A 15770-nucleotide genomic window follows, 5' to 3' on the forward strand; every position below is an offset into this window, starting at 1 on the left:
GGCTGTAGCCGGATCCTGATGCGGGCACGCGCCTATCCAAAAAAGTGAACACATATGATCAGAAGTTAGGCTTTTAATGTTATATTTTGTTCTCTAAGATGACCGTTCGCTCGACTTCGGCCTTCGGCGTCAGCCGGGTCAGACGGGTTCATGAGGAAAGTCTATGGCGTCTATCGAGCTCGATCGCGTTTCCAAGCTCTACGGCAATGGCAATTACGGGGTGCATGAGGTCGATCTCACCATTCCCGATGGTGAATTCGTGATCTTTCTCGGTCCGTCGGGATGCGGCAAGTCGACGACGCTGCGGATGATTGCCGGCCTGGAGAGTATCTCCTCCGGCGATCTTCGCATCGGTGGCAAGAGCGTCGCCAATGTCGCGCCGCGCGACCGAAACGTCGCCGTGGTGTTCCAGAGCTACGCGCTCTATCCGCATATGTCGGTGCGGCAGAATATGGCCTTCGGGTTGAAGATGCGCGGCACCGACGCGGCGGTTATCGATGCCAAGATTGCAGACGCCGCTAACCTGCTCGGTCTGCAGAATCTTCTCGGCCGCAAGCCGGCAGCGCTTTCGGGTGGCCAGCGGCAGCGTGTCGCGCTCGGCCGGGCGATCGTTCGCGAACCGGCGGCCTTCCTGCTTGACGAACCGCTGTCCAATCTCGATGCGCAACTGCGTGCCGAGATGCGGCTCGAACTCGTGAAGCTGCACCGGCGCCTCGGCCGCACCATCGTCCATGTCACCCACGACCAGGTCGAGGCGATGACCATGGGCGATCGCATATGCATCATGCGCGATGGTCGCCTGATCCAGGCCGGCCGGCCGCTTGAAGTCTATGCCGACCCGGTCAACACCTTCGTCGCACGCTTCCTGGCGACGCCGCCGATGAACCTCATTCCGGCCACGCTTCAGGCCGCACCTGGCGAAGGGCTCTCCGTCCTGACCGACAGTGGTGCCGTGCTTGCCGTCCCCGCCCGCCACCGCAACGCTTATGGCGAGCGTGCCGGGCGCCGCGTCATTCTGGGCGTGCGGGCCGAGGATTTCCACGAAAGCCCCGACAAGCCGGACTGGCAGAAGATTGCCGTACGGGTTGTGGCCGTCGAGGCTCTCGGCGCCGAGAACGTCCTGATCGGCCAGATTGCCGGTCAGGCCACCGGCAGGGATGATGCTCACCCCGCGGGGGGCGACAAGCCGTTGGAGATCGCCGCCCGCCTCAGCCGTTATTTCACGGCGCCCGTCGGCTCGATGGTCGAACTCTACATCGACCCGCTGCCGATGCACCTCTTTGATCCCGAAACCGAACTGGTCATCGCGCGGCCGAGCCTCATGGGGGCCACGCGATGACCAGCATGGACAGAAACGAACGGCCGGCCTTTCGTCGCCGCTTCGGCTTGCATTTCGGGCTGATTGTCGTCTGCGCCATCGTGCTGCTGCCGCCGCTCTGGGTGCTGCGGACAAGCTTCGTCCCCGAGCAGTTGTCCTACAGCAACGAGCTGATGCCGGCCTTTACGACGGACAATTATTCGGCGCTGCTGTCGAGCCGCTTCGGTCAATCCTACCTCAACAGCCTGATCGTCGCGCTCGGCTCGGTTCTGCTCGCATTGCCTTTTGCCGCCACCACCGGCTATGCCTTCGCCCGCTTCCGCACGGGCGGTCGTTGGGCGCGTTTTGCCGTTCTGGCGACGCAGATGTTGCCGCCCGTGGCGCTGGTGCTGCCGACCTTCACGCTGTTCCGAAGCCTGGAGCTCAGCAATTCGCTGACGGGGCTGATCATCGTCTATGCCGCGCTCAACCTGCCTTTCCTGACCTGGATACTGGTGGGCTTCTTCGAGGGCATTCCAGTGGATCTGGAATGGGCGGCGATGACCGACGGCGCGACCGCCTGGGGCGCCTTCTGGCGTATTGTCCTGCCGGTGTCGATGCCCGGTATCGCGGCCGCCGGCGTGCTCGGCTTTATCCTGGCGTGGAATGAGTTTTTGTTTGCCCTGGTTTTGAGCGGGCCGAAGACGGCAACCATACCGGTTGCGCTTGCGGCGTTGCAGACCTCGAACGGCGTCCAGATCGCCAAGGTTTCTGCCGGCGTCGTCCTTGCCATCCTGCCGCTGGTCGTGGCTTCCCGCTTCATCCAGCGTTTCATCGTCCAGGGCTTGACGTTCGGCAGCGTGAAATAGGCCGGCCGCTCCGAGAGCCGACATGGCTCGCTAGCCGGTTATGAAATCGTGGCGGGATCACCGCCGCGTCCAGAGGGAAAGAGGAGTAGAGAGTTATGACTTGGAACAAGCAGACCTTGATCAAAATGCTGATGACGGCCGTGAGCGGGGCAGCTGTTGTCAGCGCATCGCTTCCGGCCAGGGCGGCTGAGCCCATCACCTTGCACGCCTTGATGGAGGACGTGCCGGAAACCAAGATCATTGAAGCGCTGTTGCCCGAATTCGAGAAGCAGACCGGCATCAAGGTCGAGTTTGAGAAGATCGGCTATCCTGACATGCACGACAAGCTGGTGTCGCAGCTGACCGCGCCGCAGAGCTACTACAATGTGCTCGAGGTCGACTTCCTGTGGGCCGGCGAATTTCCGGCGGCCGGCTGGCTGGCCGACCTGAAACCCTTCGTCGAGAAATCCAAATACGATCTGAGCCCCTTCATTCCCTCGACGCTTGACCTGCTCGGCCGAACCAAGGACCAGCTGTTCCTGGTGCCCATGTACAACTACTCGATGGGCCTCCTCTACCGGAAGGACCTGATCGGCGACGAGAAGCTCAAGGCCGCCTACAAGACGGCAACCGGCAAGGAGCTCGCTTTGCCGACGACGCTCGAAGATTATGTGGCGATTTCCAAATTCATGAAGGCCAATGCCGGTGTCGCCGGGGCCGCGATGCAGGGCCAGCGCGGCGATCCCAACAGCATGGAATTCTCCAACTATCTGTTCTCCGCCGGCGGCAGCTATCTCAATGCCGACGGCAAGGCGAGCCTCGACACGGCAGAGGCCAAGAAGGCGCTCGATCTCTATGTCGACAACATCCAGCGCGGCGCCCAGCAGGGTGCCGTGTCGGCCACGCTCGACGACACCATGCGTCTGATGTGCAGCGGTTCCGCCTTCAGCATGGTCACCTATTGGTGGATGCTGCCGCAGATGGACGATGCCGTGAAGTGTCCGACGGTCGCCGGCAAGGTCGGCCTGTCGGTGATGCCGGGCGGCCATGGCGAGAGCGGCGGTTGGGGCTGGGGCATTCCCAAGAACACGTCGCCGGAAGAGCAGGAAGCCGCCTGGACCTTCATCCAGTGGGTGCAGAGCAAGGATGTTTCGGTGAAGCGCGCGCTCGAGGGCCACGCGCCCGTGCGCAGCGATGTCTATGCCGATGCGGCGGTGCTGGCGAAATATCCCTTCTACAAGACCGCCCAGGATGTGGTGGCGACCGGCAAGTCGTTCCCGATCTTCACCTATTCGGCGCAATACGAGGATCTGCTCGGTACCCAGCTTTCGCTGGCGGCTGGTGGCCAGGCGACATCGGACGCGGCGCTGAAGGCAGCTTCCGACGGCCTGCAGGGGCTCCTCGACAAATAGCGGTCCGGCTCGGCAAGGAGACCCGGCGCGGCGATGTCAGCCGCGCCGGATTTTCCAGACCCCGGATCTTGACGAGATCAGCAACGCCACCCCCACCAAGGCTCGGCCACGATGCACAATGCGATCAAAAAAGGATGGGCTGCCCGTGGCCGCGAGTGGCGGACCGGCTGGGCCTTTGCCTTGCCCGGCCTGCTGCTGCTGGCGATCGTGATGGGCTTTCCCCTGGCCTATGCCTGCATCCTCTCGATCTCCTCGATGACCTTGATCAAGCCGCAGCTCCTGCCGCTTGTCGGGTTCAAGAATTTCGCTTCGATGATCGGCGATGAGCTGTTCTGGAACGCGCTCTGGCTCACCGTGCGCTATTCGGCGGTGACCGTGGTCGGCGAATTCGTGATCGGGCTCGGCATTGCCCTGATGCTCAACCGGACGGTCCGGATGAAGCCGGTCTATTTCGCGGTTCTGACCATTCCCATGGCGATGTCGCCGATCAGCGTCGCCCTGATCTGGCGCATGCTGCTCCAGCCCAATCTCGGCATCGCCAATCATCTCATGGAGATATCAGGCCTGCCGCGCCTCGACTGGCTAGGCACGCCAGGCATGGCACTCTGGACGATGGCGGCGATCGACATCTGGCAGCAAATGTCCTTCGTCGTGCTGATCCTCGCCGCCGGGCTCGCCGCTTTGCCGCGCGATCCCTATGAGGCTGCTGAAGTGGACGGCGCGCGCGGCTGGCAGCAATTCTTCTACATCACGCTGCCGATGCTTCGGCCGGTCGCGGCGATCACCATCATCATCCAGCTGATCAACGAATTCCGGACCTACGATCTGCCCTATGTCCTGACCAAGGGCGGGCCAGGCAACGCGACCGAAGTGCTGAGCTTCTTTGCCTATCGCCGTGCCTTTCTCGGCCTTTCGCTCAACGAAGGCGCGGCAGCCGCGTTCGTGCTGCTGCTGATCGTGCTTCTGCTCACCGTGATCTTCTTCGCCGTCCTCGAACGCTCGCAATCGGGAGAGGGCCGGAAGTAGGGCTGTTAAGCCTTGAGCAATCTATGCGGTCTATCCTGGCCTGCAGATTGTCGAGGGAACATGAAACGCCAGCCGCTTCTGCTTTTCGCCTTTCCGTTTCTCATTCTGGCGGTCCTGGCAGGGGAGCGCATGGCGACCTTGTTGCTGGGCATCTATCCAGCCAGCCCCACCGCATGGTGGCTATGGCTTGAACTGCGCCCCTTGTCGACGGTGCTTTGGCAGCAGGTGGATGTCTGGCTGGGCGGTTCCATGGCTTTCGAAGCCGCTATCCTTGCCGCCGCATCGATCGTCTGCTGGATGGCGTGCCACGCCAAGCGGTCGGCTTTCTTCTTCCTCGCCAACCATATCGCCCTGATTTTCGCCGGGCTGATGATCGCGGTCGGCAGCCATTCGGAAACGGCAAGCACGATTGCCGAATTCACGTCGCCCAAGGGTCTTCCCTATTCGCTGGCCGTCGATTTCACCTTCAAGAACAGCTTGGTGCTGCTTTTGGGCTTCGTGGCCTGTGCCTACTGCCACATCGCCTTTCTCACCGAGGCGCGGGAGCGGTCCGTCCGGGCCATCCGCATCCTGGCGCTGCAGCGCGATCTTTAGATCCGTCCAAGCGGCCTTCGTTCAGCCACGCCCGAAGTCTAGTTGATCCGGCGGTAATAGACCTTGCCGTCGGGCTGCTGGATGCGCTGGTAATTGGAGCTGGGAGCAGGGGGCGACGCCGATGCGATTCTCCTCCTGGGTGCGGGCGCTTCGATGACGCCGGGTTCGCTCGCGCTCTCGCCGCCGAGGGCTTCGGGCGCTTGCGCCAGCGTGCTGGTGGCGATCTCGGAGGGTTCTTCCGCACCCGGCATGGCCTCGCCGCCGGCGACCGGCATAGTCTGCCCCAGCCGGGCAATGCTGGCATCGATCTCGTTGAAGCTGCCTTGCAACTGGCTGTCCAGTTTCTCGAACCGGCTCTGAAAACCGTTGTTGACTGTGTCGAGCCGGGCCGCGATCCGCTGCTCGAACGCGCCGAGCTGCTCCAGCCGCGCCTCGACGAAACGCAGGTCGCTCATGCCCCGATAGAGATAGACCGCGGCCGCCATGTTGACCGTGGTGATCAAAAGCGCGCCACCGGCGACGATGACGGCGATCGTCTTTGCCTTGCTGGGTTTCCCGGTGGCAGCCGGTTCGCGCTGTTCCTGGTTTCCGATATCGATCGCCGGCATGTCCGGTTCGCTGATCATCGTCATTGGACCACCACCTTTGCGCCGACCGCGACGCGTTTGAAAAGATCGATCACATCCGTGTTGGTGAGGCGAAAACAGCCCGATGTCCCGTCGAAGCCGACACCCGACGGGTCGTTGGTGCCGTGTATGCGGTAGAGCGTGTCGCGCCCGTCCCGCGACAGGTAGAGCGCCCTTGCGCCGAGCGGGTTGTAGGGGCCGGCGGGCACCATTTTCGGCAGCTCCGGCTGGCGGGCCCGCATTTCCTGCGGCGGGCGCCACTCCGGCCATTCGGTCTTCGCCCCGACCTTGACGATGCCGGTCCAGCCGAACCCGTCGCGCCCGACGCTGATCTGGTAGCGCAGCGCCTGGCCCTGGCGGGTCACCAGGTAAAGCGCCTTCTCGTCCTTGCGGATGATGATCGTTCCCGGCTGCTCGGCGGTTCTAAAGGCGACGGCCTTGCGCAGGCTGGGCCCCATCGCCGGCAGCGGCGGCCGCTCCGAAAGTGCTGATCGCGCCTCGGCGAAGCCGTGGACGGACAGCGCCAGCGCCACGCCGAGCACGCAGGCGCCGGCGAGCTTTGGGGCGATCCGATATCTATCGGGCAGCGTCATCGAGCCGCTCTTTGAACATCCGCTTCAGATCCTTGTTGAAGCGCGCCCGCCCATCCACTTCGGAAGGCGGGATGGCCCTGTTCAGCGCATCGGTCAGAAGCGCATTGTCCAGCGCCACCGACTTGATGTGCGGCGCCTTGAAGATCTTTTCGAGCTCGCTGCGCGAAAAATGGTTCCCGAACCATTTGCGCTTGTGCTTGTTGGCGACCAGCGTGATGCTGACCGCATTGCCGCGCAGCTCGCGGATCTTCTTGTAGAGCCGCTTGCCCTGCCGCAGCGAAGCGACATTGAGTTCGAACACGATGAAGATCTCGTCGCTCGTCGACAGCACGGAATTGTGCCAGGGCGTTTCCAGATTGGGCAGGTCGATGACGATGTCGTCGAAGCGGTAGGCGACGAGGTCGAGCAGCCGGAAGACGAAATCGCTGCCATGCGGCTCGAACGGCAGTTGCGGCCGCTCGAATGCGTAGAGGGTGAGGCCGGACGGGCGCGACAGCTTGATGACGTCCATCAGCTCGACATCGAGCCGCTCCGGCTGGCCGATGATGCCGGCAAGGTCGAACTGGTTGAACAGATTGAGATAGGCGCCGCAATTGGCGCTCTGGAAATCCAGGTCGACGAGACAGGTGGACGCGGCGCGCTCAGCCGATTTCGACGCCAGGAATTCGGCAGCCGACAGCGCCAGCGTCGTGGCGCCGGCGCCGCCGCTGGCGCTGATGAAGGTGATGATCCGGCTCTTGGTTCCCTGGTTGCCGGTGTCGTGGAAGGTCACCGCGTTGAGCAGTTCCTTGCCGTCGAGCGGCTTGTGCAGCCAGTCCGAGGCGTTCATGCGCACCAAAACGCGCGTCTGCTCCGAGCTCAGCTCGTCGGAAACCGCGATCAGCGGCACGCTGGCCCACAGCGCGCGCGCCTCGACGATGCCGGGCCTGCCGAGCAGCTCGCCATTGCCGAGATCGAGGATGACGATGCCCGGGCGTGTGTCCGCCGGCGGTCCTTTCAGAAAATCGCTCGTCTCGGAAACCCTGACGTCATAGATCGCCAGCGCATCGAGCCGCGTCGCCACATCGCGCTTGAAATTCGGATCCGACGAAAACAGCGCCACCTGCTTGCGCTTGGTCGGCGTGACCTTGGTGTTGATGGCGTTCATGGCCAGGTACTCTTCAAATCTTCGCCCGTGACTGTGCTCAGCATGGAGGGCATGGTGATGTTTCCGAATCCGAGCAGTCCGCCCAGGAAGAAGAATTGGAAGGGATGGTTGGTGATGCTGACGGTGATGGTAGGCACCGCCCCGCTGGGTCGCGTCCAGTAGCCGAGGCCGGACGCCTGGTATTGAATCCTGACTTCGGACTTGGCCAGCATCGGCAGGAATGTCTGCATTCCGGCCCGGCTGCTGTTGCCGCTAAAAATGAAATTAAAGGCATCTTGGCTTACATTGAGGTTCTGGCATGTAGCGCCTGTGCCGCAAACGCAAGAGACACTTCCAGCGGTGTTGGCGGTGCAGATATAGTTGTAAGTGTTTGCCGGGACCGCAGTGCCAACTTTAGTTAGGTCAGTCTGCGTTATCGTCTCGGCCAGGAGCCCGCTGGCGACAGGTGTTGAGATCTGCGCCAGCCTTGCGCCGGCTTGCACCGCTTTATTCCCGGCATTCCATTGGTAAAAGGCGTAGCCGAAATCGACGAAGCCAAGCAGAAGCGTCAACAGCAGCGGCATCACTATGGCCATTTCGACCATTGTCGTTCCGGACTGGCTAGCCCAAAACTTGGTGCGTTCCATCACCATCCAATGACCCGTTCCTGATGGGATACACTGAGGGTCAGGGCTCCAAAGCCAAGATACGACCAGAATCCAACGTCCGGATAAGAATAGGACGTGCTGACGTCCACGACATCGACTTTGGTCGTGCTGCTGAGATAAAGCTGCGTGCCCGTGGCGGCATCAACCGCGTCCAGCGAGACCGCCTTGGTGATGTCAACTGTCGCTGGAAGCCATCCGGTCACCCGGGCGTTGCCGCTATCGACCGTCCCATAGGCAGCAAGGTTTTGAGCCCGCGCCTTGCAAGTCGCCCAGTCGCTGCTGCATCGTGCCATGTAGCGCCCCGCATCCTCAACGCCGGCTTCGAGAAGCAGCCGGGTGTTCAGGATATTGGAGAACTCGAACACACCGGCCGATAACAGCAAGACGAGTGGTATGGTGATCGCGGCTTCCACCAAAGCGGCGCCACTTTCGTCGACTTGGAACCGTCCAATGATTTTGCCGAACCTGGTCATGTCAACGCTACCGATACAACTGGGCTTCGTTGCGAAATGCTTTGTCGACCAGGGTGTTGTTCGCGAACCCGCCATCAACGTCGACGATCTCCAGGCTGATAGGCTTCTCGGCGCCGGTGCCGTCTGGGTCGTCACTCGGGTTGGATTTCGCAATTGGCGCGACCAAGAAAACACTGGCATATCCGTCCGGCTTCAGCTGCGTATGCCCGTTGATCTTGGCCTGGTTGGCGATGCAGTCGACGATCGCCATGTTGAGCAGCCGCCGATCGGGATCCGCAGTCGGGGTCGCGCCATTGAAGCAGGCAGGCGTTCCTCTCTCGTTTGATGGACCCTTTGATTTGTCTGCAACAAGACCAGTGGTCGCGATTTCATATTTGTAGACATCGTATCGAGACGCCGGTGCCGTCTTCGATACCGGGTTGGTAGAACTGGGGATGTTAGGGACGCTGGCTTTGTGATTGCTACTCCAATAATTGCCGTAGAATGTCGTGGCGTTGGTGATCTTCTGCGAATATGCGTTGTTGCCAGCGTCCCATACGCCGGGCGGGAGCGGCAGTGCCGATGCCGGGGGGCCGTCGGTTGCAGGATCGTATTTGTTGCACGTATTGCTTTGCTGTCCCTTGCGAACATTGCTTGCCGGTCGATACGCCCAGTCCTTGTTATATTTATTGAGAGACCCGCTGTAGAGATCAAAGCGGACGTTAAGGCCTGCGCTTACTTGGCCCAAGGTCACACCGGTTTTTGTGGTGATTGCATTCCGGTTGTAGCAAGTGCCGGCTGTTCCCATTGCTATGGCATCGCGCAGCGAAGTGAGGCTGTTGTCGAGCAGGCCGAAGTTACCGGGACCAGGATTGCTGTCGACCTTAAGGATACGGAACTCGCGACTGTAGGTATCGCCCGACGCGAATGCCTGCTGGATGGTCTTGCTGGTCAGCGGGTCGGTCGTCTCGAACGGATTGCACATGAAGATTGGCACCGTTTCGCAGATCGACTGGACAAATCCGGCCACAGCCTGAGGTCTGATATCGAAGGTGTTATTGCCGCCAAGAAAGCTTGCTGGAAAGATCGCCTCAAAGGCCCCGGCACCATCTGCCGCCGCGACGGACGGATTCACGGTCACCAAGGAGAACGACACGGCTTTGGGATCGGTGCTTGACCAGTCATGGCCATTAGCGTCGACACCAGCGGCATTCAACCCGATGCTGTCGTCGGCAGGTATCCCGGTTAAATATTTAATGGTCACATCAGCCAAAGCGAGCGTATGATTGCCAGATGTTGAAAACTTTGTTTTGTTGGTGAGAAGTGTCGTCTTTGCCAGTTCGGCTCGGGTGATCGAATCCGATCTGCCATCAAGTTCCGCGGCTGTCGCAAGCGCAAGCGCATCGATACCTTTCTGCAGATCGTTATGCAGTCCGTTGGCCCTGCTCATATCGATAGCCAGCAGAGCAAAGCCGATAAGCACGGGCAGCGTGATCGCCACGAGGATCATCGCGACGCCGCGTTGATCGTTCCAGAAGGCACGAATGGTCCCCAACATGACCTTACTCTCTGCTTTCTTGCGCCAGAGCCCCTCGCATGCCCGGCGCCCTCCGCATCCTTCCGTTCAGTTCACTGCGTCGTCACGCCCGACCCGCCCACATTGACCGTGATCGCCGGCGGCGGTGGCGGTGGCGGTGGATATTTGTAGCCCTGGGCAACGGCGGCGGCGCGCGCGCCGTCGCCTTCGATCTTCGTATTCCTTGAGTTCGGATTGAGTGGGTCGATCGTCTGCAGCAGCGAATTGTATTTCTGCGTGTCGCCGGCGGCCAGGGTCACCGAATCGTAGTGGTTCAGATAGTCCGCGGCGCAGCCCGACAGCGCGCTGGCGCACAGGATAAGGATCAAGGCGCTATTTCTTGACATAGAGCATCTTGTCCTTCGATTTGAAGTCGAGCATGTGGCCATAGGGGCCGGTGACACCTTCGCCCAGTTCATATTTGCGCACCATGTCCTTGGTCACTTCGAGCTGGCCGAGCACGAAGAATTCCGGATCGTTGGCGGGCCGCGTCTTGTCGAACGGCGTCGCCAGCTGTTCGCCGGGCTTCACCGGCCGCACGATGTGTGGCGTGACAATGACCACCAGCTCGGTTTCTTCCTTCTGGCTGCTCGAATTGCGAAACAGCGTCCCGATGACAGGCACTTGGCCAAGCCATGGCACCTGGTTCTGCTGCTTGGTGGTTTTGCTTGACAGCAGCCCGCCGACGGCGAAGCTCTGGCCGTCGCGCAGTTCGACCACGGTTGTCAGCTTGCGATTGGTGAAGATCGGGTCGCCGGCGGTGGTGAAGCCGGTCAGGTCGCTGACCTCTGGCGCCAGCCTGATGTGGATCTTGCCTTCGTCAAGTACAACCGGCGTGAACACGAGATTGACGCCGAACTGCTTGTAATCGATCTGGATCAGTCCATCCTTGTCGACGCTACGGATGGGGACTTCGCCTCCGGCGTTGAAACTGGCCGGCTCGCCCGATAGCGTGGTGAGGTTCGGCTCGGCCAGCGTGCGAACCACGCCCTTGGCCTCAAGCGCCTCGATGATCAGGTCGACCTTGATGTTGCTGTCTATCACGCGGGTGATCAGCGCCGCGAAGGGATTGGTGTTCGACAGTAGGCCGCTGACCAGGTCGCCCGCGCCAAGCTCTGCTCCGTCCTTGTCGACTGTGGCAATGCCGGTTCCAACTCGGCTCGTCCCACTCCCGTTCGTGCTCTTGATTGAAACGCCGAGATCGCGGCCTGTATTGCGTTTGGCTTCCAGCACGCGCACTTCCAGATTGACCTGCTGGCTGTCGTCTACGATGACCGAGTTGATGACAGCGTCCGGACCATATTGCTGCGCAACCTCCAGGATCGACGCCAGCGTGGCGCCGTCCTTGACATGGCCGCCAAGCCTGACCTTGCCATTGACCGAGCCCACTTCGATGCGCGACTTTGGCGCGACCTGGCGGATCGCCTGCGCCATGTCGCTGACATCGACGCCGACCTCGATCTGGAGGGCGCCGAGCGAGCGCTTATCGGTGGAGAACAGATTAACCGTGGTGGTGCCGGCGCCCTTACCGATGACGTAGAGCGTGCGGTCGGTCATTGGCTGGGCATCGGCGATCTTCTCGTCGCCAACGACGATGTCGCCCAGATTGGCACTCACCTGGATCGTCACCGATTGCGACATCGGCAGGAAAATCCGATGAACGCTGGGGGTCGACACATCGATGAAGCGGTCGGCCGCATTGGCCGCCAGGCCCGACAGCAACAGCGCCCCTAGGCACGACAACGCGGCCGTCGCTATCCCTAAGCAATATCCCCGCATCCCCGTCTCCCCACTCGCTGCCGGTGGCAGTCCCGTTTATTAGCCGCACCTTATCATGGTTGTCGCGGCACGTCATATGTCTCGAGCTTCACACCCCGAAAAACGCCGATCGTTGCCCGCGCCGGCGGCTCAGGCTGCACATATTTGACCACTTCCTTGACGACCGGCTGCGGTGCCGCCATCACGATCGGAGCAATCTTTACCTTGCCCAACTCGTCGAGGCGGCTTCCCACCCGCTCCACAGCCTGGGTCAACCCGGCAATCTTGTCCTCGGCGCGCTTGCGCTCGGCTGCTGCCTCCGCTTCCGCTGCTGCCTTCTTGTCGAGCTCCGCCTGCCTGGCGGCGACATCGGCCGGCGTTTCGCCGGTCAGGTCGGAAAGCGTCACCCGCTCGGTCATTTCGCCCTTGCTGGCGGCGGCCTGGCGAAGCGCCAGCGACAATTGGCCGGCGCCTGCCGCAAGCGTCAGCTTCTGCGCGTCCTTGGTGCTGGCTTCCAGCGTTACGGACTTCACCACGGTTGGGCTGTCCTTGCTCACATCGGCCACCTGGTCGATGGCGAGCACCTTCATGCTCTGCAGCAGCACATCGACGAAACTCTTGTCCGCTCCATCATCGCCGCGCACCGTTCGCGTCAGCAGCACATCGACCCGGTCACCCGGGAAGACGAAGCCGGCGACGCCGAGCACGTCGTTCACCCTGATGGAAACAGCTTTCATGCCTTCGCCAAGCACCGCCGAAAGCGTGGCGCGTTGGCCTGGGCCAGTGATCTTGCTGGCGAGGACTGGTTCGTTGGCGCTAATGGTTTGAAGCGCCTGCCTGATGCCTTCGCCGGCCAAGGCCTCTTTCGTTGTCTTGAAGGCGCCAGTTGGAATCGAGCCCGCCGGCCATGCGACTTCGCGCAATTTGTCTGCGCTAAGCGTATCGCCGAACTTCAGCGGCATTGCCGCAACGACGACAGTGCTGCCTTGAACAATGCCCGTTTGCGCCATGGCGCTTCGCTGGCCAGCCAGCCAGATATTGACCAGCACAACCGCCAGGACACCGAAAACACCGGCAAGAACGATCATGATGAGTGTGTTCGCGCGCATGATCCCAAAAACCCCAAGAAAGGCAACATATCGGGCGACAGGGACCCGGATCAGATCCGGGTCCCGATTGGAAAATGATCAGGGAGTAGCCGTAGCAACAGTACAGTTCGTCACGCCAGCAACGCCCGTCAGCTTGCTGCAGAGATTGGTGAACGAGCCGTTCACCCACACTCCGATAGCGATGATCGTCACGATCGACGCCGCGGCAATGATGCCGATGAGGATGGAATATTCGACCATGGCAGCGCCGTTTTCATCGTCGCGGAACTGCCGGGTCATCGTCATGAGCTTCTTCATGTCAATTTCTCCCTTTGGAGGTTGGAACCCGACGAGACAGAGCAAGAGATGAAATCCATACCCAAGCATCCCCCGTCATCTCGATCCTAGGTCCCGAGAAAATGCAGAGTCAAACGACATTAAGGGTTCCTTAACTTTCATGTACCTGATTCGGCAAGAAGGTTGCAAAGTGAAATCTTATCAAGGGATTGATTCTTTTCATTTTTCGATTGCCCTTAACCATTCATTCACAATTTAGCCGCTCATGTGGCGAAACCGTGGAAGCATTAGAAGAAATGCATATTCCTTTATATCTAAGGACTTAAGAGGGAGTTTTGCTAATTTTCGCGGCGCGGGCGCATGAGCCTGAGAGCTGAGGATAAATTTGGGGAACTCCGCATGCCCTCTGCATCAAATAATCAAGGGATTTGCGGTCCTTGATCTTAACTATGCCGAAAGTAATGGCTGTGCGCCGGGCATCCAGGCGCTTGTGCGCTCGTTGGTTAACGTTTAGTTTCCGCTAATGCGTGTCCGAGGGGAGTATAAGCAATTATGCTGGGACGGTTCATCAAGGGGCCAAGCGAACAGCAGGCAGTGACAAAGGTCGAGCTGCTGGCGGTGCAGCCTGTTGCTCCGGCTCTTCTGCCAGCCGTTGATATTCAATCGCATGGTGACGATTTCCTGACGATCAAGGTCGAGCTGCATCGCCACTTGATCGACCGGTTCAACCTGACCGCGCTTGAAAGTGCTTCCAAGGATGAGATCCTGAACGAGATCCGTCCAATCGTGCGCGAGTTCGTTCGCGCTCGCGCGGTGCCGCTGAATGCGCGCGAACTCGATCAACTCACCAGCGACACCGCCGACGAGATGCTGGGCCTCGGGCCGATCGAACCGCTGCTCAAGGATGATTCCATTACCGACATCCTGATCAATACTCACAAGCGCGTTTTCATCGAGCGGCGGGGCATCGTCGAAGAGACGCCAATCCGGTTTCGGGACGAGGCCCATCTGCTGCGCGTCATCAACAAGATCGTTTCGGCTATCGGCAGGCGGGTCGATGAATCGTCGCCCATGGTCGATGCCCGGCTGGAAGACGGCTCACGTGTCAACATCGCGGTGCGGCCGGTCTCGGTCGACGGCCCGCTGGTATCGATCCGCAAATTCTCGAAGAATCCCTATTCGCTCGAACGTTTGATGGCATTCAATTCGATCCGTCCGCCGATGATCGACCTGCTGCGGATCGCAGTCCAGGCGCGCAAATCGATCCTGGTTTCGGGTGGCACCGGCAGCGGCAAGACAACGTTGCTCAACGCCTTGTCGAGCTACATCCCTTCGAAGGAGCGGCTGATCACCATCGAGGATGCGGCAGAACTGCAATTGCAGCAGCCGCATGTCGGCCGGCTCGAGACGCGCCCGCCCAATGTCGAGGGCAGGGGCGAGGTTCGCCAGCGCGAATTGCTGAAGAACGCGCTGCGCATGCGACCGGACCGCATCATCGTCGGCGAGGTGCGCGGCGAGGAAGCTTTCGACATGCTACAGGCAATGAACACCGGCCACGAAGGCTCGATGACGACAATCCATGCCAACACGCCGCGCGATGCGATCTCGCGGCTGGAGCAGATGGTCGGCATGGCCGGCATGCCGATGACGCATGATTCGATCCGGGCGCAGATCGCCTCCGCCATCGACATCATCGTCCAGACACAGCGGCTCTCGGATGGCGGCAGGCGTGTCACCTCCATATCGGAACTGACCGGCATGGAGGGCAATGTCGTGCAGCTTCAGGAAATCTATCATTTCGTCCGCCGTGAGGTGACGGCCGAGGGCAAGGTCGTCGGAGACTTTCGCGCAACCGGTGTCCGTCCGCGCTTCGCTCCAGAGGCGGCGACGCTTGGCCATCATTTTGCCAAGGACGCCTTCAACCCGCAGGTTGCCCTCTGATGCCGACTGGTCAAGCTCTGCTATACTTCATCTACATGCTGGCGGCAGCCTCGGTCATCCTCGCCGGCGAAGCTCTTTATCTTTCATTTGCCGGCCGCCGCTCTCGGTCTCTAGCAGTCAATCGCCGATTGAAGCGGCTCGCTGGCGACGTCCCGGCCGAACAAACGCTACAGGGATTGCTGCGGGAGCGTGGCCTCACTGACTCCGGCGACTTTCTTTTTGGAATGGTGTGGCTGAACAGACTCTATACTCAATCCGGCATTACCGGAAATCCCCTGACGTTCGCCGCGACATTCCTGCTCGTCGGACTAGCGATGGCGTTGCTCCTGGTACTCTTCAATTTTTCCGCTTTGGCGTCGCTTCTTATCTTTCTGGTCGTAGGGCTTGTCCTGCCGCTTCTCGTCCTCCGGCGCGCCCGCAACAAGCGAATCCAGAAGTTTGCCAAACAGCTGCCGGACGCGCTCGACA

The 15770-nt window shown here is 60.8% G+C and carries 16 protein-coding genes and 1 pseudogene; 7 read left to right on the top strand and 10 right to left on the bottom strand.

Annotated features, from left to right (window positions below; translation table 11 throughout):
* Positions 1-163 precede the first annotated feature (163 nt).
* The 5 genes from EN932_RS04340 to EN932_RS04360 all read left to right on the top strand — a co-directional run bounded on the left by EN932_RS04340 (position 164) and on the right by EN932_RS04360 (position 5177).
* Positions 164-1339: an ATP-binding cassette domain-containing protein gene (locus tag EN932_RS04340; protein ID WP_024502264.1), complete on the top strand. Its 1176-nt coding sequence runs from the start codon at positions 164-166 to the stop codon at positions 1337-1339.
* A 5-nt stretch (positions 1340-1344) separates the two neighbouring features.
* Positions 1345-2166 (top strand): carbohydrate ABC transporter permease, encoded by an 822-nt coding sequence (locus tag EN932_RS04345; protein WP_164753550.1) that lies wholly within the window; start codon positions 1345-1347, stop codon positions 2164-2166.
* A 95-nt stretch (positions 2167-2261) separates the two neighbouring features.
* Positions 2262-3557, top strand: a complete 1296-nt coding sequence (locus EN932_RS04350) for a sugar ABC transporter substrate-binding protein (protein ID WP_127368001.1) — start codon at positions 2262-2264, stop codon at positions 3555-3557.
* Positions 3558-3668: 111 nt separating this feature from the next.
* Complete coding sequence (locus EN932_RS04355; protein WP_064994612.1) at positions 3669-4583, top strand: sugar ABC transporter permease; 915 nt, start codon at positions 3669-3671, stop codon at positions 4581-4583.
* A gap of 60 nt (positions 4584-4643) precedes the next feature.
* The gene (locus EN932_RS04360) at positions 4644-5177 is read left to right on the top strand and encodes a hypothetical protein (protein ID WP_013530274.1); all 534 of its coding nucleotides are present in this window, start codon (positions 4644-4646) and stop codon (positions 5175-5177) included.
* 38 nt (positions 5178-5215) lie between these two features.
* On the opposite strand, the gene EN932_RS04365 is transcribed toward EN932_RS04360, so the two are convergent.
* The 10 genes from EN932_RS04365 to EN932_RS04410 all read right to left on the bottom strand — a co-directional run bounded on the left by EN932_RS04365 (position 5216) and on the right by EN932_RS04410 (position 13382).
* A complete protein-coding gene (locus EN932_RS04365; RefSeq protein WP_127368002.1) occupies positions 5216-5809 on the bottom strand; it encodes a hypothetical protein in 594 nt (197 codons plus the stop codon).
* The gene (locus tag EN932_RS04370; protein WP_127388221.1) at positions 5806-6396 is read right to left on the bottom strand and encodes a L,D-transpeptidase; all 591 of its coding nucleotides are present in this window, start codon (positions 6394-6396) and stop codon (positions 5806-5808) included. Before EN932_RS04370 ends, EN932_RS04365 begins: the two co-directional genes overlap by 4 nt.
* Entirely contained in the window at positions 6380-7543 is a 1164-nt protein-coding gene (locus tag EN932_RS04375) for an AAA family ATPase (RefSeq protein ID WP_024502270.1), read from the bottom strand. Before EN932_RS04375 ends, EN932_RS04370 begins: the two co-directional genes overlap by 17 nt.
* Positions 7540-8175, bottom strand: a complete 636-nt coding sequence (locus EN932_RS04380; protein WP_127368004.1) for a TadE/TadG family type IV pilus assembly protein — start codon at positions 8173-8175, stop codon at positions 7540-7542. Before EN932_RS04380 ends, EN932_RS04375 begins: the two co-directional genes overlap by 4 nt.
* Positions 8169-8663 carry a TadE/TadG family type IV pilus assembly protein gene (locus tag EN932_RS04385; protein ID WP_164753862.1) on the bottom strand — a complete coding sequence of 165 codons (495 nt, stop codon included), beginning with the start codon at positions 8661-8663 and terminating at the stop codon, positions 8169-8171. The genes EN932_RS04380 and EN932_RS04385 overlap by 7 nt, the downstream gene beginning before the upstream one ends.
* Before the next feature lie 7 nt (positions 8664-8670).
* Positions 8671-10200 carry a pilus assembly protein TadG-related protein gene (locus EN932_RS04390; RefSeq protein ID WP_127368006.1) on the bottom strand — a complete coding sequence of 510 codons (1530 nt, stop codon included), beginning with the start codon at positions 10198-10200 and terminating at the stop codon, positions 8671-8673.
* 71 nt (positions 10201-10271) lie between these two features.
* Positions 10272-10547, bottom strand: a complete 276-nt coding sequence (locus EN932_RS04395; RefSeq protein ID WP_245483257.1) for a hypothetical protein — start codon at positions 10545-10547, stop codon at positions 10272-10274.
* Between the two features lie 4 nt (positions 10548-10551).
* Positions 10552-11997: a type II and III secretion system protein family protein gene (locus tag EN932_RS04400; RefSeq protein WP_127368008.1), complete on the bottom strand. Its 1446-nt coding sequence runs from the start codon at positions 11995-11997 to the stop codon at positions 10552-10554.
* A gap of 53 nt (positions 11998-12050) precedes the next feature.
* Complete coding sequence (gene cpaB, locus EN932_RS04405; RefSeq protein WP_127368009.1) at positions 12051-13085, bottom strand: Flp pilus assembly protein CpaB; 1035 nt, start codon at positions 13083-13085, stop codon at positions 12051-12053.
* A gap of 78 nt (positions 13086-13163) precedes the next feature.
* Positions 13164-13382, bottom strand: coding sequence for a Flp family type IVb pilin (locus tag EN932_RS04410; protein ID WP_127368010.1), 219 nt, complete (start codon positions 13380-13382; stop codon positions 13164-13166).
* A 531-nt stretch (positions 13383-13913) separates the two neighbouring features.
* Here EN932_RS04410 and EN932_RS04415 point away from each other — a divergent pair.
* Together EN932_RS04415 and EN932_RS04420 are read left to right on the top strand one after the other, a co-directional pair.
* A complete protein-coding gene (locus EN932_RS04415; RefSeq protein WP_127368011.1) occupies positions 13914-15302 on the top strand; it encodes a CpaF family protein in 1389 nt (462 codons plus the stop codon).
* Positions 15302-15770, top strand: a pseudogene (locus EN932_RS04420) (type II secretion system protein F); the annotation flags it as partial. The gene EN932_RS04415 and the pseudogene EN932_RS04420, both read left to right, overlap by 1 nt.

This window comes from Mesorhizobium sp. M7A.F.Ca.US.002.01.1.1, assembly GCF_004022955.1.
GTDB lineage: Bacteria > Pseudomonadota > Alphaproteobacteria > Rhizobiales > Rhizobiaceae > Mesorhizobium > Mesorhizobium ciceri.